Genomic DNA, 14,259 nt, shown 5'->3' with positions numbered 1-14,259 from the left:
AGACCATCCCAGAAAACTCCTGTCGGAGAGATGTATTGCAAAGCACTTCCCAGGCACGAACCAAGTGTGCTAATACACATGTCGCGTGCATTTCTCGTGTGCCAACGGGAAGGAGGCATTCCCCTTGCAAAACACCGAGCCGGAACCTGCCCTTAAAACGCCCAGAGCGGAATTTGGTACTTATCTCCGCGAATACCGTATAGCCTCCGGTAGGCGGCAAAAGGAACTTGCCGCCATGCTCGGCTGGTCAATCTCGAAGATCAGCATGGTCGAACGCGGCGAGCGCCCGGCCGACGAAGACTTCGCCCACGCCGCCGACACCGCACTCGGAGCTGACGGCGGCCTGCTGGCCCGCTGGCGCGAGACCGTCGAACACGCCTCGCATTGGCCGATCTGGCTGGCTCAGCTAGCGGAGATCGAACGGCAGGCGGACATCCTCCGCACCTGGCAGCCGCTGATCGTCCCTGGTCTCCTCCAGACACCGGCATACGCGCGAGCCATCTTCCGTGGCAAACCCGCCATCACGGAGGAGGAGGTCGAGCAGAACGTCGCCGCACGCATGGAGCGCCAGCATGTTCTGCATCGCGAAGTTGGGCCTACGCTATGGGCGATACTGGACGAGGGCGTCCTTACTCGACCGACCGGCAGTGAGGCGGTGATGGCCGAACAGATGGCACGGTTGGCCGCACTGGACGAACATCCCCGCATCAACATCCGCGTGCTCCCGCACAACTCCTGGCTGACGACCGGCCTGCAGGGAGCATTCATCCTCGCCGGTGGACCGGGGATGCCCGACATGGCCTATCTGGAGTCGATCACCATGGGTCAGATCACCGCTGACAGCGGGCGAGTCCGGGAGGTCAGGTTGAAGTATGAGACGTTGCACAACGAGGCCCTGCCCCGGCGTGCCTCGCTGCAACTGATTAGGGAGATGGCAGACAAATGGACAAACTGACCAACGAACTCCTCAAGTCCGCCGAATGGCGCAAGGCCACCCGCTCTGGCGACAGCGGCGACTGCATCGAAGTGGCGCACTTGCGTGACGGGCGCGTGGGCCTGCGCGACTCGGAGCGCCCCGACCTGCCCGCCTACGTTGTCTCGTCCTCGGTCTGGGCCGCGTTCATTGACGGCGCCAAGAAGGGCGAATTCGACTTCTGATCTCGACCCGCGTCGAGCCGCGGTGGGTTCTGGTCACCGACGCAGGGCCCACCGTATGCCCGCCGGGCCGAGCGGCGGTCTTCGCCCGAGACGTTCGCTCTCGTCACGCGTGGTCTTGGTCGGAAGGCTTTGAACTGGGTTCCTGGAAACCAAGTCGAGATATGAGATGCTGCACGGTGACGCCCTGCCCCGAAGGGCTTCCCTCCAGTTGATCGAGGAGAATGCCAAGCGATGGAAGTGACCAACGAGGATCTGGACCGCGCTGACTGGCGTAAGGCCAACCGCTCTGGCGACAACGGCAACTGCCTTGAAGTGGCGCCCCTACCCGGAGGCCGGGTCGGCATCCGTGACACCGAAGCCCCCGGCCAGGCCCCCTACGTCGTCTCGGCATCGGTCTGGGCCGCGTTCATTGACGGTGCCAAGAAGGGCGAATTCGACTTCTGATCTCGACCGCATCGAGCCGCGGTGGGTTCTGGTCACCGGCCCAGGGCCCGCCGGGCTCAGCGGCTCATTGGGTGGTGAAGGGCGGGCAGATCTCGAAGGACACCGATCGCTGCACCTGCTGCGGGGTCAGCAGCTTGAAGACGATCTGGTTCCGGCTCGGTGAGTCCAAGCCCTGGGGCAGGTAGTGCTTCAGCGTCGAGTTCAGCGGAAGCGAGGGGCTGCGCCCCTTGTCGATGCCGTTGATGATCCACCGGTAGGTGTATTCGACGGACCCGCCGGTGGGCTTGAGCACGGCGTAGACGGAGGTGCCGCTGCTCCAGCACCCCTGGTCCAGTTCGGCGCCCTGCATGTGGAGCGACACGCTGATTCCGCCGCCGCCGCCGGTCTTGGGCTTGGCGGTGGTCCGCGTGGGTCTGGGGGCGGCCGTGGTCTGGGCGGGGGACTTCGTCGTCGGCTCGGACTCGGCTGTCGGGGGTGACTTCGACGTGGTGACGGGGCTCGGCTGCTTGGTCTTCTTCTTCGTCGGTGCGGGAGTCGGTGTCGGGGTTGGGGTGGGCGTCGAGGTCAGGGAGGAGTTCGGGTGAGCTGTGATGGTTTGTGCTGTCGAGGGCGGCCACCACCACACCACCGCGCCACCGGCCAAGGTCACGACCGTGGCGCCCGCGACGATCGGCAGCACCGGCAGGCGCCTGCCGCGCCGCCGTACGGGCTGGGTCCTGTTCCGCCGCCCCGGTCGCGTGGGTGGCGCGCCGCCCAGCAGGCGGAGCAGGACCTCCTCCATGCCGGGCCGCTCGGCCGGGTCCTTGGCCAGGCAGTCGAGCACGATCTCGCGCAGCGGGGGAGCCAGGTCGCCCACGTACGGCTCGTCGTTCAGCACCCGCTTGATCACCGCGGGCATGGCGTCGGCGCCGAACGGCGGGGTGCCCGTCGCGGCGAAGACGATCACCCCGGCCCACGCGAACACGTCCACCGCCGGCCCCACCGGCGCACCGGCGAGCTGTTCTGGTGCCAGGTAGGCGGGGGTGCCGACGACGCTGCTGGTGACGGTGAGCGAGGTGTCGGTGGCACGGGCGATGCCGAAGTCGATCACGCGCGGCCCGCCCGGTCCGAGCAGTACGTTGCCGGGCTTGAAGTCCCGGTGCACCACGCCGGCGCGGTGGATGGCGGCCAGCGCGGTCGCCGTGGCCACCGCCAGCCGCTGCAGGTCGCCACCCGAGTGCCGGCCCGCCTGCTGGAGCGAGGGGCCTTCGATGTACTCGGTGACGATGTACGGCATGCCGCCGAGCGAGGCGTCCAGCACCTGGGCGATGCAGAACGGCTCGACCCGGCGCGCGGCGTCGATCTCCTTGGCCAGCCGTTCGTCCCCGGCGCGCAGCACCTTGACCGCCACCCGCCGCCCGTCCGGGGCCTGGCCCAGGTAGACCACGCCCTGGCCGCCCTCGCCCAGCCGGGCCACGAGCCGGTACCGGCCCACGAATTCCGGATCTCCCGGAGCCAGGGGATCCATCAGTCGTCGTCGCAGCTCTCGAAGGAGACGCTGCCCTGGACGCTGACGGGGGAGGTGATGCGGAGCACGACCCGGTGTGTCCCCAGCTCCGTGATGGGGCCGTACTGCGGTAGCTCAGTGGCGCTTTCACGGGTGGCCCACTGCGAGGTCGCCTTGACCTTGCCGTCCAGGACCCAGGAGTAGGTGAAGTCGATGCCCGGCGGCCCTTCCACCACCGCCTTGATCAACGTGGCGCCGTAGTTGCAGTCGGAGGGCGGGTGCTTGTTCCCCATCGCCTCCACCGACAGGATCCGGATGTTCGGCTTGGCCGCGGGCTTGGGCGTGGGTTTGACGGTCGGCTTGCCGGCCGTCGGTGTCGGGGTGGGCCGTTGGGTCGTGGGCTCGTCCGACGGTCGCCGGGTGGCGGACTCCTCGGCCGGTCGGCGCGTCGACGGCTTCTTGGTCTTGGGCTTGGCCGTGGAGAGGTCCTTTGCCCCGGGGTTCGTGGTGACCGGCTGGGCCAGCGCGGACGGGGTCGGGGCCGGGCCGCCGGGGGACATCGCGACCGCCGCGGTGGTGGCGATCGCGGCGATGGCGACCGCTCCGGCCGTGGCCGCCAGCGCCTTGCCCCGGCCCGACGCGGGACGCCGGCGGCGCGAGGCGGTCCTCGGCCCGGGTACGCCGGTCGCCGCCGCCTCGCCGCCCAGCAGGCGTAACATCACGTCCTGCATCGTGGGCCGATCGGCCGGATTCTTGGCCAGGCACTCCAGGGCGATGCCGCGCAGCGGCTGCGGGAGGTCGGGGAGCTGGGGTTCGTGGTGCAGGATGCGGTTGATCACCGCGGGTAACGAGTCATCGCCGAACGGCGGCGACCCCGTGGCGGCGAAGGCGACCACCGACGCCCAGGCGAACACGTCGGCCGCCGGGCCGACCTGCTCGCCGGCGAGTTGCTCTGGCGCCATGTAGGCGGGGGTGCCGACGATGCTGCTGGTGTTCGTCCGGGCCTGGTCCATCGCGCGGGCGATGCCGAAGTCGATGACCCGAGGGCCGTCCGGGCCGAGGAGCACGTTGCCGGGCTTGAAGTCCCGGTGGACGATGCCCGCCTGGTGGATGGCGGCCAGCGCGGTGGCCGTGGCGATCGCCAGCCGCTGCAGGTCGGCGCCCTGGTGGCGGCCCGCCTGCTGGAGCGAGGGGCCCTGGACGTATTCGGTGACGATGTACGGCACGCCGTCCAGCGAGGCGTCCAGCACCTGGGCGATGCAGAACGGCTCGACCCGGCGCGCGGCGTCGATCTCCTTGGCCAGCCGTTCGTCCCTGGTCCGCAGCACCTTGACCGCCACCGGCCGGCCGTCACCCGCCTGGCCGAGGTAGACGACGCCCTGCCCGCCCTGGCCCAGCCGCCCGATCAGCCGGTACGCGCCGACCGCCGATGGATCGCCCTGCCGGAGCGGTTCGACGTTCGGCATGACGGGTGTGGCTCCAGGGGTGGGTGCGATGGACCTCAGCACTTTAGCGACCATAGAAAGGATTTGTCGTCTATATCGGTAAACGTGGCTGCCTGCCAGCGCTCGACGCCGCTCGCGCCGGGTCGCCACCGGCCGCCCGGCGCGGTGGAACGGCACCGTCTGTGCGGAGTTGGGAACATTGCCCGAGGGCCGATCGTTGGTCGCGATGACGGTGCCGTCGGATAGAGGAAGCGGAGCAGCGAACCCTCGTGGAGGAGTGCAGTACCAGGCCGGGCCAGGTCCCGGCGCTTCACCTTCACGGACCGGCCTCCGCGTCCCGTCCTTCACCTCTGACAGGCGCCCACCGCGGCGGCAGGCCGTCGTACGCCCGCCGATCCCGCACTCGCGGCAGGTCACCGCATGGCCGCCGCTCCCGTCCGCCCTTCCTGGGCCGGCGGATCGAAGCCGGTCGCGCATCCGCCCGGCCGGCTGACGCACATCCCTCACCGGCCGTCGTGGGCCGGAACTCTTCGCAAGGAGCCCTTCTGCCGTGGACGGCTATTGGTTTCAGCTCGCCCTCGTCTTGGTCCTCGTTCTCCTCAACGCGGTGTTCGCCGGTAGTGAGCTGGCACTGATCTCGCTACGCGAGGGCCAGATGCGCAGGCTGGAGCGGCACAGCTCGGGCGGGCGCCTCGTGGTGCGCCTGGCCAGGGACCCGAACCAGTTCCTGGCCACCATCCAGCTCGTCATCACCCTGTCCGGCTTCCTGGCCTCCGCCACGGCGGCGGTCACCCTGTCCGAGCCGCTGGTCCCGGTGCTCGGCTTCCTGGGCGACGCGGCGGGCCCGGTCGCGATCATCGTGGTGACGATCGTGCTGACGTTCCTGACGCTGGTCTTCGGCGAGCTGGCGCCCAAGCGCGTCGCCATGCAGCGCGCCGAGACGTGGGCGCTGCTCATGGCCCGCCCGCTGAGCATGATCGCCACGCTGTCCCGGCCGGTGGTGTGGGCCCTGGCCAAGTCCACCGACGTGGCCGTACGGCTGATGGGCGGGGATCCGAACCTGCACCGCGAGGAGATCAGCCCCGAGGAGATCCGTGACCTGGTCGCCACCCACCGCGGCTTCACCGCCGAGCAGCGGATGATCATCTCGGGCGCGGTCGAGATCACCGAACGGGTCCTGCGCGAGGTCCTCGTCTCCCGCCGCGACGTCTTCACCCTCGACGCCGACACCCCCGCCGACCAGGCCCGCCACCTGCTGGCCGCCTCCGGTCACTCCCGCGCGCCCGTCGTGCGCGGCGGTGGCCTCGACGACGCGATCGGCGTCGCCAACCTGCGTGACCTCCTCACCGACGAGGCCGCCCGCACCGCCGCCGACGTGGCCCGCCCGCCGCTCCTGCTGCCCGACAGCCTGCTCGTCTCCGACGCGCTGCGCCGCTTCAAGGCCGAACGCCAGCAGTTCGCTCTCGTCATCGACGAGCACGGCGTGGCCGACGGCATCGTCACCCTGGAGGACCTGCTGGAGGAGGTCGTCGGCGAGATCTACGACGAGACCGACCGCGACGTCGTGAGCGTCCTGCGCGATCCCGACGGCAGCATGCTCCTGCCCGGCGGCTTCCCCGTGCACGACCTGCCCGATCTGGACGTCGAGCTGGAGAACCGCCCTGAGGGCGACTACACGACGGTCGCCGGTCTCGCCCTCGCGCTGCTGGGCCGGGTGCCGAGCGGGCCCGGCGACCGGGTCTCCGTGGACGGCTGGGAGCTGGAGATCATCGCGGTGGAGCGGCACGCCATCACCGGAATCCGCATCCGGCCCGTCACGGCCCCGGCCGCGGACGAGCCCGCGCTGCCCGCCGAGCAGCAGAGCTGACCCGTCGAACACTCGGACAGGGGGCCGCCGCCAACGGCGCCCCCCTGTCCTCAATGGCGGGTGTAGGCGGGGTGGCGAGCGACGACGCCGGGTTGCCGCGGCGGCGCGCTGTCGGCCAGGGCCCGTACGAGCCGGTCGCGTACGGCGCTCAGCTCGGCGATCCGCTCCTCCAGCGCCGCGACCTTTCTGCCCACCGCCTCCACACTGGGCGGGCACGCCGGCCCCAGCGAGACTTCGCCATCTTCCAGGCAGGGCAGGAAGCCCCGGAGGTCGTGGGCGGTGAAGCCGTGCGACAGCAGGAGCTGGATGTTGCGGACCCTGGTCACCGCGCCGCCGTCGTAGCGCCGGTAGCCGTTGGAGGTACGCTCCGGCTGGAGCAGGCCCTGCTGCTCGTAATAGCGCAGGGCCCGGACGGTGACGCCGCTCGCTCGCGCCAGCTCCCCGATCAGCACCGCCCCAGCCTATGCCGTGGGCCCCGGTTTACGTGCGCCCTGCCGCCACGGAGAGACCGCCGTCGACCCGGATCACCGTGCCGGTCAGGTAGCCGGCCTCGGGCCGCACCACGTTCACGATCCACCAGGCGATCTCGCCGGGCTGGGCGATGCGGCCGAGCGGGATGCGTTCGACGAGCCCCTCGCCCAGCGCGGCGATCTGCTCCTGGGTGAACCCGGCGTGCTCCATCACGGGCGTGGCGGTGATGCCGGGCGCCACCGACACGACCCGCACGCCCTTGGGCGCGAGCTCGACCGCCCAGGTGGCCGTCAGGAAGTCGAGGGCGACCTTGGTCGAACCGTAGACCGAGCTGCCCGGCCAGGCGTACCAGGGCGGATTGGAGGACACGTTCACGATCGTCCCCCTCGTGGCGGCCAGGTGCGGCAGGGCGGCCTGGGCGAGGAAGACCGGAGCGAGGAGGTTGGTGGCGATCTCCTCTTCCGCTATGCGGCGGTCGATCGTCCCGAGCGCGGCCGGTCGCGTGATCGCGGCATTGTTGACCAGGGCATCGATCCGGCCCAGCCGCCGCAGCGCCGCCTCGACGATCCGTTCGGGCCCGTCGGCCGCCGCGCCGTCCGCGGCGAAGGTACTGATCGAGGGGTGCGCGGCGGCGGTCTCCTCCAGTCGGGCGGCGGTACGGCCGACCACGAGCACCTGCGCGCCCTCGGCGGCGAACCGGTGCGCCGTGGCGCGGCCGATCCCCGTGCCGCCTCCGGTGATGACCACGCCCTTGCCTTCCAGGCTGCCCGGAATGTCGCCCATGAGCGTCCTCTCTGTCGTCCAGGTGAGCGAACGCGACGCTAAAGGCTGACCCGGGCGTCAGGGTCAACCACGGGGCCCCGGTCCTCAGGAGCCGGCCGGCACAGGGACATCGAGCCGTACGCTCACGGAGACTCCCTCATCGTTCGTTACCCGAACACCAACTGACCGGTTGTTCTCATCGATCTTGACATTTCGACAAGAGATGACGCCGAGCGCACTGGCGACCTCACTCACGGTTGACTAACGTGACATAGCCGGAATACTGGATCTTCCGTCAGGCCGTCGTTCCAGTGAGACCGAGGATGCCAATGTTGCTTGGCCTTGCCACCCCACGGGCAGAGCCGCACCAGGCGCGCAGTCGTGCCGGCCACGTGGAAGAGCGCGCGGCACGCGGTCCCACCACCCGGCCGCCGCGCGAGAACGACCCGCGCCGCTAGCACAGGCCCTTCGGCGGTCGACTTTTTCCCGCCGGCCCTCCGACCCCAGGACTGTCATGCCGCCAGACTCCTTCAGCGTCCCGATAGTGATCGCCTTCGCCGTACTCGTCCTAGCGCTCGCGGGCGGGGTGATCCTCCACCTGCGCACACGTCGGCACCTCGCCCAGCTCCGCGGGCAGCTCGTGCAGGCCCGTCAGGCGCAGGAGCACCTGACCCGCGAGACCAGCGCCAGGAGCCAGCGGCTGGTGCAGGCCGAGCGCCAGGCCCATGACGGCGTGAAGGTGCTGCACGAGGCCCGCGCCCAGCAGGACCTCGTACGCGCCGAGACCGAGCACCTGATCTCGAAGCGCATCCCCGCCCTGCTGTCCCACCTGCGCGCCCCGCACGTGATCGTGCCCGGCGTGCAGAACCAGACGCTCGCCGGCACGGACGTCGACCAGCAGCACCGCGCCATCCTCGACGCGTTCGCCCGCGGCGTGCGTGACGAGGGCGAGCGCATCGACGAAGCGGCCCAGGCGGTCGTGCGGGGAGCGATGTCCCGGGTCCAGACCCAGGCGCTGCGCGCCCAGGACCTGCTCGCCGACCTGCAGCAGCGCTACAGCGGCGACGAACACACGGCACTGCTGCGCGAAGTACTGGGGCTCGACATGTTCAACGAACTGATCATCCGCCGCGTGCAGGTCACCGGCATCGCCTGCGGCGCCACCACCGGCCTGTCGCGCGACGACACCTATCTGGTGGACCTCGTGGTGGGCGCCATCTCCCGGGTGGAGAACTTCGAGCTGCGCATCGAGGGCCCGGCCAACCACCTGCGCCGCCGGATCGGGGTCGCCGCCCGCGCCGCGGAGTCGATCCTGTTCACCACCGCCGAGCTGCTGGCGAACGCGGTCCACCACTCCCACGGCACGCTCAAGGTGACCGTCGCCGTGCACGAGACCAACAACGGCGCCGCCATCGTCATCGACGACGCCGGCGTCGGCCTCAACGAGGACCAGTACGCCCGGGCGACCCAGCTCCTGAACGGCACCCACCCGGTCCGCCTGGTCGACCTGGGCAACCCGCCCCGCACCGGGTGGGCCGCCATCGGCCGCCAGGTCGCGCACTACGGCATGCAGGCGACGGTCAAGAAGAGCGCCTTCGGCGGCGTCCAGGCCGTGCTGAGCATTCCCACCGCCCTGCTGGTGGAGATGCCGGAGCACAGCAGGCCGTCGGTGCTGGCGCCCGAGCCGGTCCGCGCCGCCGCGCCGGCCGGCGCCGGGGCCTACCGGCCGCAGCCTGTGACGGCCTCGCGCTCGGAGCAGGTGCCCCCCTCCGTACGCCCCGACCCCGCGCCCGCGTTCCACCAGGAGCGCCCGGCCACGCCCGAACAGCGGCGGGCCTCGGCCGAGGACCTGGCGGCACTGCCGCAGCGCCGCCGCCAGTCGCCGGGTGCCGCCTCCGGATCCTGGCCCGCCAGGAGTTCCGCCGGCTCGGGCGGCTCCGACGCCCCGGCCCGCAAGATACTCACCACCCCGGAGGAGGCTCAGAAGCGGTGGGGAGACTTCCAGGTCGGAGCCGAAGCGGGTCGCCGCGAGGCGCTCCCGCCCCAGCAGCATGACTTCACCGAAGGGAACTGACTGCTCCATGGACTCTCGCAGCGCTTCCGGCCGTGTTCAGACCAAGGGTCGTCCGTTGGCCCTCGACGTGTCCTGGGTCCTGTCGCCCCTGCTGGCCCTGCCCGGTGTCGCCCGCGGGGTGGTGCTGAGCCGTGACGGGCTCATCCTCGGCGGCTCGGCCGACCTGACCGTCGAGACCGGCGAGCGTTCCGCCGCCATGACGAGCTCTGTGCTGGGGGCCGCCCGCGCTCTGTGCGACGGCCTCAGCGACGGCGTGGACGGCGAGGTGGTGGACATCGTCATCTCCGCGGGGAGCGGCTACTACTACATCGCCCCGGCCGGCGACCGCGCCGCCCTCGTGGTCGCGGCGACGGGAGCGGTCAACATCGGCTCTCTGGCCTACGAGGTGCAGCTCCAGGTGCAGAAGCTGATCAAAGCTCTCGACGAGGCGAGCGCGGCCAGGGTCCCGGGCTCCCGGGCATGATGTCCGGACGGCAGCGGCGGCGGGTCGTCCCTGACTACATGGCCGCCGCGAGGGTGACCGTGCCCGAGCACATCAACGTCGAGCGGACGACCCTGGTCTACATCGCGCCCGACGCCGCCACCAACGGGCTGGACCCGCCGGCGTCGCATCTGCTGGCCCTGCTGCAGGACGGGCCGTTATCGGTGTACGAGTGCGCCGCGCACCTGGGCCTGCCGTACTGCGTGGTCCGGTTACTGGTCGCCGGGCTGGTCGGCGGCGGGACGTTGCTGACCCGCGATCCGCCGGTCGTCGACATGCCCGACATTGAGATCTTGGAGTTGGTGCTCAGTGGCCTCCGCGCACTCTGACAGCCGAATCAGTGCCGAACACATCCCGGTCAAGCTGGTCATCGCGGGGCCGTTCGGCGTGGGCAAGACGACCATCGTGGACGCGCTCTCGGAGATCAGGCCGCTCAACACCGAAGAGGTGCTCACCCAGGCGGGCACGCTGGTCGACGACCTCACCGGCGTGAACGAGAAGACGACCACGACCACCGCCATCGACTTCGGCCGTCTCACCCTGCCCGGCGTGGTGCTCTACCTGTTCGGGGCGCCCGGACAGACCCGGTTCCAGGTGCTGTGGAACGAGCTGGTCCGCGGCGCCCTGGGGGTGCTGGTGCTGGCCGACACCCGCCGCATCGACGACAGCTTCGCCGTCCTCGACCTGGTGGAGAACGCCGGCATCCGCTACGCGGTGGCCGTCAACCACTTCCCCGACTCCCCGGACTATCCGCCGGACGTCCTGCGCAAGGCGCTCGACCTGGACCTGCGCACGCCGCTGGTGGTGTGCGACGCCCGAGACCCCGCCTCCGCCCGCGCCGCGCTGATCGCGCTGGTGGAGCACATCAGAGAACTGGTGCTGTCATGACCCTGCGCTACCTGCCCGACGCCGGGCGCCTGTACGGAGCCGAGTACGCGAGGGACCCGCAGGCGATCTACGAGACACTGCGCCGGCGGCACGGCGCGGTAGCGCCCGTGGAGATCGCTCCGGGCATCGAGGCCCACCTGGTGATCGGCTACCAGGCCGCCGTGGACGTGCTCACCAACGCCGGCGGCGTCTGGAGCAAGAACCCCACCGCCTGGCAGGCCCGGCTCCCCGACACCCCCGAGGCCGCGGGGATGATCGCGATGCTCGGCCACCGCCCGAACGCGCTGTTCTCCGACGGGGCCGACCACGCCCGCTACCGCAAGGCGATCTCCGACTGCTTCCATCAGATCCAGCCGCACAAGCTGCGCCACCTGGTGACCGAGGTGACGGACTCGCTCATCAGCCGGTTCGCCGCAGAGGGCGAGGCCGACCTGGTCGCCGACTTCGCCCGGCTCATTCCCGCCCGCATCTTCAACCTGCTCTTCGGGCGGCCCGACGCCGACAGCGCCGGCCTGACCGAGGCGCTGGCGGACCTGATGGAGGCCGACGGCGAGCGGGGCGCGCGGGGGAGCGAGGCGTTCGGCCGCTACATCGGCGAGCTGATCCAGGGCAAGTACGCCGAGCGCGGCGACGACCTGACCTCCTGGTTCATCGACCATCCCGCCGGGCTGCAGCCCGAGGAGCTGGCCCAGACCATCGTGCTCGTGGTCGCCGCCAGCTACGAGCCCACGGCCAACCTGATCTCCAACACCATCTCCAGGATGGTCAGCGACGACCGCTACTACAGCTCGCTCACCAACGGCGCGCTCAGCACGTACGACGCCCTGATGGAAGCCCTGCGCGCCGAGCCGGCCATGTCCAACTACGGCCCGTACTTCGTGCGCCAGCCCGTGCACTTCCACGGCACCTGGATCCAGCCGGCCGAGCTGGTCCTCGTCTCCTACGCCGCGGCGAACACCGAGCCGGCCGACGTGCCCGACGAGCTGCGTTCCGACGGTGGTGCGTACCTGGGCTTCGGCGCGGGGGCGCACCGCTGCCCGGCCAGCGACCCGGCGGTGCTCATCGCCATGACCGCGATCGAGCGCCTGACCTCTCATCTTTGCGACCTCGAACTGACCGTGCCGCGCGACGAACTGGTGTGGCGGCCCGGCCCGTTCCACCGTGCGCTGGCTCACCTGCCGGTGCGATTCACCCCCATCCGCCCCGATCAGCCAGGAGAATCCCCTTGGGCAGTACAGCCCCCGTCGTCCTCGACCCCTTCGGAGCCGATCTCGCCGGTGAGGTCCGCCGGCTACGCGACCTCGGCCCCCTGGTCCTCGTAGAGCTGCCAGGAGGCATCCCGGCCTGGGCCGTCACCCGGCACGACCTGCTCAAGCAGCTCATCCTCGATCCGCAGGTGAGCAAGGACAAGCGGCACTGGCGGCTGCTGCCGCAGGCGGTCGCCGAGCCGAGCTGGACCTGGATCCTGACCTGGATCGGGGTGTCCAACATGCTCAGCGCCTACGGCGACGAGCACCGGCGGCTGCGCAAGCTGATCGCACCCAGCTTCACCGCGCGCCGTACGAAGGCCATGCAGCCCATCATCGAGGAACTCGTCTCCGAGCTGCTGGAGGCCATGGCCGCGCTGCCGCCCGGCCAGGTCGTCGACCTGCGCAGCGCGTACGCCCATCCGCTGCCGATGCGGGTGATCTGCGAGCTGTTCGGGGTCCCCGCGCACATGCAGACGGAGATGGCCCAGATCATGGAGGCCATCATGGACACCACGGCCACTCCGGAGGAGGCGGCGGCCACGGCGGTCCAGATCGGCACCGTGCTGCCGGCCCTGGTCGCCTACAAGCGCGAGCACCCGGGCGACGACCTGACCACCGAGCTGATCAACGTCCGTGACAGCGGCGACTCGCTCAGCGACGACGAACTGCGTGACACCCTGCTGCTCCTCATCGCGGCCGGGCACGAGACCACCGTCAACCTGATCGGCAACGCCGTGCACGCCCTGCTCACCCATCCGGACCACCTTCGGAGCGTCCTGGCGGGCGAGATCTCCTGGGAGGCGGTGGTCGAGGAGACGCTGCGCTGGGCGCCGTCGATCGCCAACCTGCCGTTGCGCTTCGCCATCGAGCCGATCGAGATCGGCGGTGTGCGGATCGAGGCGGGCGACGCGATCATCACCAGCTACCTGGCGGCCGGTCACGACCCGGACCAGCACGGTCAGGACGCCGACCGGTTCGACCCGACGCAGGCTCACGAGGAGCACCTGGCCTTCGGCATCGGCGTGCACCGCTGCATCGGGGCTCCGCTCGCCCGCCAGGAGGCGCTGACCGCCCTGCCCGCGCTGTTCGCCCGGTTCCCCGACCTCCGGCCGGCGGGGGAGGGGACGGAGCCGACGCACGTCCCGTCCTTCATCGCGCACGGCTGGAACCCCCTGCCGATCCTCCTGCACCGCTGACACACGGACGGCACGGACGCGCCCGAAGGGCGTGCACCCCGTGCCGCCGGACGGCCCGAACGCGACCCTCCTTTCTCATGACGGAAGGGGGGGTCGCAAGGGCGCGACTTCCCCGCCGGATCCAGCGTCCCCTGGTTGGTCGCAGCGACTCGCCGACGCCGACACCGGGGCTGCTTACTCGTCGGCGGGCAGGGTGAAGAGGCGGATGTAGACGGGGCGGGCGTCCGGCGGGGCCTCGGCGGCGGGGCGGCTGTAGCGCAGGAGCAGGGCGATGTACTCGTTGTAGAAGGCGTCGAGGTCGTCCTTGGTGACGCGGGCCAGCCCGCGCGAGCCCTTCGCCCAGCCGGGGTCGGCCCGATAGGCGGCGGGGAAGCGTTCGAACAGGACGCGGTCCTCCTCGTAACCGACCCGGTGAAACTCCTCCAGCACCGCCCGGTCCTCGGGCGCCACCTGGTCGGGGGTCGGCAGGCGCATGTCGCGGGGGATCGCGGCGCGGCGCCACCAGCGTTCGCGTCCCGTCGAGCGCTCGGGGATCTCCTCGATGAAGCCGTACTTCTCGAGTTGGCGCAGGTGGTAGCTGGTCGTGCCGGTCTTCGCGCCGAGCAGTTCGCCGAGGGTGGTGGAGGTGGCGGGGCCGTGCACGTTGAGGTGAGTGAGCATCCGGCGGCGCATCGGGTGGGCCAGGGCCTTGAGCCGGTCCGGGTCGTCGAGCACGAACGGCTCGTCATCCTTCATGG

The 14,259-nt window shown here is 70.7% G+C and carries 15 protein-coding genes; 10 read left to right on the top strand and 5 right to left on the bottom strand.

The window, feature by feature from the left end; translation table 11 throughout:
* Positions 1-124: 124 nt before the first annotated feature.
* The 3 genes from ACZ6S0_RS35050 (at position 125) to ACZ6S0_RS35040 (ending at position 1,602) form a co-directional block, all read left to right on the top strand.
* The gene (locus tag ACZ6S0_RS35050; RefSeq protein WP_465923618.1) at positions 125-955 is read left to right on the top strand and encodes a helix-turn-helix domain-containing protein; all 831 of its coding nucleotides are present in this window, start codon (positions 125-127) and stop codon (positions 953-955) included.
* The gene (locus ACZ6S0_RS35045) at positions 943-1,158 is read left to right on the top strand and encodes a DUF397 domain-containing protein (RefSeq protein ID WP_465923617.1); all 216 of its coding nucleotides are present in this window, start codon (positions 943-945) and stop codon (positions 1,156-1,158) included. The genes ACZ6S0_RS35050 and ACZ6S0_RS35045 overlap by 13 nt, the downstream gene beginning before the upstream one ends.
* A 231-nt stretch (positions 1,159-1,389) precedes the next feature.
* On the top strand, positions 1,390-1,602 hold the full coding sequence (locus ACZ6S0_RS35040; RefSeq protein ID WP_465923616.1) for a DUF397 domain-containing protein: 213 nt from the start codon (positions 1,390-1,392) through the stop codon (positions 1,600-1,602).
* A gap of 64 nt (positions 1,603-1,666) precedes the next feature.
* Here the strand turns inward: ACZ6S0_RS35040 and ACZ6S0_RS35035 are convergent, their stop codons facing one another.
* Both ACZ6S0_RS35035 and ACZ6S0_RS35030 read right to left on the bottom strand, forming a co-directional pair.
* Positions 1,667-3,109, bottom strand: a complete 1,443-nt coding sequence (locus ACZ6S0_RS35035; RefSeq protein ID WP_465923615.1) for a serine/threonine protein kinase — start codon at positions 3,107-3,109, stop codon at positions 1,667-1,669.
* On the bottom strand, positions 3,109-4,554 hold the full coding sequence (locus tag ACZ6S0_RS35030; protein ID WP_465923614.1) for a serine/threonine-protein kinase: 1,446 nt from the start codon (positions 4,552-4,554) through the stop codon (positions 3,109-3,111). The genes ACZ6S0_RS35035 and ACZ6S0_RS35030 overlap by 1 nt, the downstream gene beginning before the upstream one ends.
* A gap of 529 nt (positions 4,555-5,083) precedes the next feature.
* Between ACZ6S0_RS35030 and ACZ6S0_RS35025 the strand changes: the two genes are divergently transcribed.
* Positions 5,084-6,400, top strand: coding sequence for a hemolysin family protein (locus tag ACZ6S0_RS35025; RefSeq protein WP_465923613.1), 1,317 nt, complete (start codon positions 5,084-5,086; stop codon positions 6,398-6,400).
* Between the two features lie 50 nt (positions 6,401-6,450).
* On the opposite strand, the gene ACZ6S0_RS35020 is transcribed toward ACZ6S0_RS35025, so the two are convergent.
* Positions 6,451-6,852, bottom strand: a complete 402-nt coding sequence (locus tag ACZ6S0_RS35020) for a MerR family transcriptional regulator (RefSeq protein WP_465923612.1) — start codon at positions 6,850-6,852, stop codon at positions 6,451-6,453.
* A 28-nt stretch (positions 6,853-6,880) separates the two neighbouring features.
* The gene (locus ACZ6S0_RS35015; RefSeq protein WP_465923611.1) at positions 6,881-7,654 is read right to left on the bottom strand and encodes an SDR family NAD(P)-dependent oxidoreductase; all 774 of its coding nucleotides are present in this window, start codon (positions 7,652-7,654) and stop codon (positions 6,881-6,883) included.
* Between the two features lie 493 nt (positions 7,655-8,147).
* On the opposite strand from ACZ6S0_RS35015, the gene ACZ6S0_RS35010 reads away from it, so the two are divergent.
* From ACZ6S0_RS35010 to ACZ6S0_RS34985, 6 genes are read left to right on the top strand one after another with little or no spacing between them, the layout of a single operon-like run.
* Positions 8,148-9,707 carry a histidine kinase gene (locus tag ACZ6S0_RS35010; protein WP_465923610.1) on the top strand — a complete coding sequence of 520 codons (1,560 nt, stop codon included), beginning with the start codon at positions 8,148-8,150 and terminating at the stop codon, positions 9,705-9,707.
* 55 nt (positions 9,708-9,762) lie between these two features.
* Positions 9,763-10,170 carry a roadblock/LC7 domain-containing protein gene (locus ACZ6S0_RS35005; protein ID WP_465923609.1) on the top strand — a complete coding sequence of 136 codons (408 nt, stop codon included), beginning with the start codon at positions 9,763-9,765 and terminating at the stop codon, positions 10,168-10,170.
* Positions 10,167-10,517 carry a DUF742 domain-containing protein gene (locus tag ACZ6S0_RS35000; protein ID WP_465923608.1) on the top strand — a complete coding sequence of 117 codons (351 nt, stop codon included), beginning with the start codon at positions 10,167-10,169 and terminating at the stop codon, positions 10,515-10,517. The genes ACZ6S0_RS35005 and ACZ6S0_RS35000 overlap by 4 nt, the downstream gene beginning before the upstream one ends.
* Positions 10,498-11,076, top strand: a complete 579-nt coding sequence (locus ACZ6S0_RS34995) for a GTP-binding protein (protein ID WP_465923607.1) — start codon at positions 10,498-10,500, stop codon at positions 11,074-11,076. The genes ACZ6S0_RS35000 and ACZ6S0_RS34995 overlap by 20 nt, the downstream gene beginning before the upstream one ends.
* Complete coding sequence (locus ACZ6S0_RS34990) at positions 11,073-12,398, top strand: cytochrome P450 family protein (RefSeq protein WP_465923606.1); 1,326 nt, start codon at positions 11,073-11,075, stop codon at positions 12,396-12,398. Before ACZ6S0_RS34995 ends, ACZ6S0_RS34990 begins: the two co-directional genes overlap by 4 nt.
* On the top strand, positions 12,302-13,522 hold the full coding sequence (locus tag ACZ6S0_RS34985) for a cytochrome P450 family protein (protein ID WP_465923605.1): 1,221 nt from the start codon (positions 12,302-12,304) through the stop codon (positions 13,520-13,522). Before ACZ6S0_RS34990 ends, ACZ6S0_RS34985 begins: the two co-directional genes overlap by 97 nt.
* 174 nt (positions 13,523-13,696) lie before the next feature.
* Here the strand turns inward: ACZ6S0_RS34985 and ACZ6S0_RS34980 are convergent, their stop codons facing one another.
* Positions 13,697-14,257 carry an ArsR/SmtB family transcription factor gene (locus ACZ6S0_RS34980; RefSeq protein WP_465923604.1) on the bottom strand — a complete coding sequence of 187 codons (561 nt, stop codon included), beginning with the start codon at positions 14,255-14,257 and terminating at the stop codon, positions 13,697-13,699.
* Between the last annotated feature and the right edge of the window lie 2 nt (positions 14,258-14,259).

The sequence above is a fragment of the Nonomuraea sp. NPDC051298 genome, assembly GCF_055586305.1.
The sequence above is the reverse complement of the archived record's forward strand: the minus strand, read 5'-3'. Positions and strand labels throughout refer to the sequence as shown.

Coding starts and splice junctions, on each gene's coding strand:
- ACZ6S0_RS35030 (WP_465923614.1), bottom strand. CDS start 4,554: ATGCCGAACGTCGAACCGCTCCGGCAGGGCGATCCATCGGCGGTCGGC.
- ACZ6S0_RS35040 (WP_465923616.1), top strand. CDS start 1,390: ATGGAAGTGACCAACGAGGATCTGGACCGCGCTGACTGGCGTAAGGCC.
- ACZ6S0_RS34980 (WP_465923604.1), bottom strand. CDS start 14,257: ATGAAGGATGACGAGCCGTTCGTGCTCGACGACCCGGACCGGCTCAAG.
- ACZ6S0_RS35035 (WP_465923615.1), bottom strand. CDS start 3,109: ATGGATCCCCTGGCTCCGGGAGATCCGGAATTCGTGGGCCGGTACCGG.
- ACZ6S0_RS35045 (WP_465923617.1), top strand. CDS start 943: ATGGACAAACTGACCAACGAACTCCTCAAGTCCGCCGAATGGCGCAAG.
- ACZ6S0_RS35010 (WP_465923610.1), top strand. CDS start 8,148: ATGCCGCCAGACTCCTTCAGCGTCCCGATAGTGATCGCCTTCGCCGTA.
- ACZ6S0_RS35000 (WP_465923608.1), top strand. CDS start 10,167: ATGATGTCCGGACGGCAGCGGCGGCGGGTCGTCCCTGACTACATGGCC.
- ACZ6S0_RS34990 (WP_465923606.1), top strand. CDS start 11,073: ATGACCCTGCGCTACCTGCCCGACGCCGGGCGCCTGTACGGAGCCGAG.
- ACZ6S0_RS35015 (WP_465923611.1), bottom strand. CDS start 7,654: ATGGGCGACATTCCGGGCAGCCTGGAAGGCAAGGGCGTGGTCATCACC.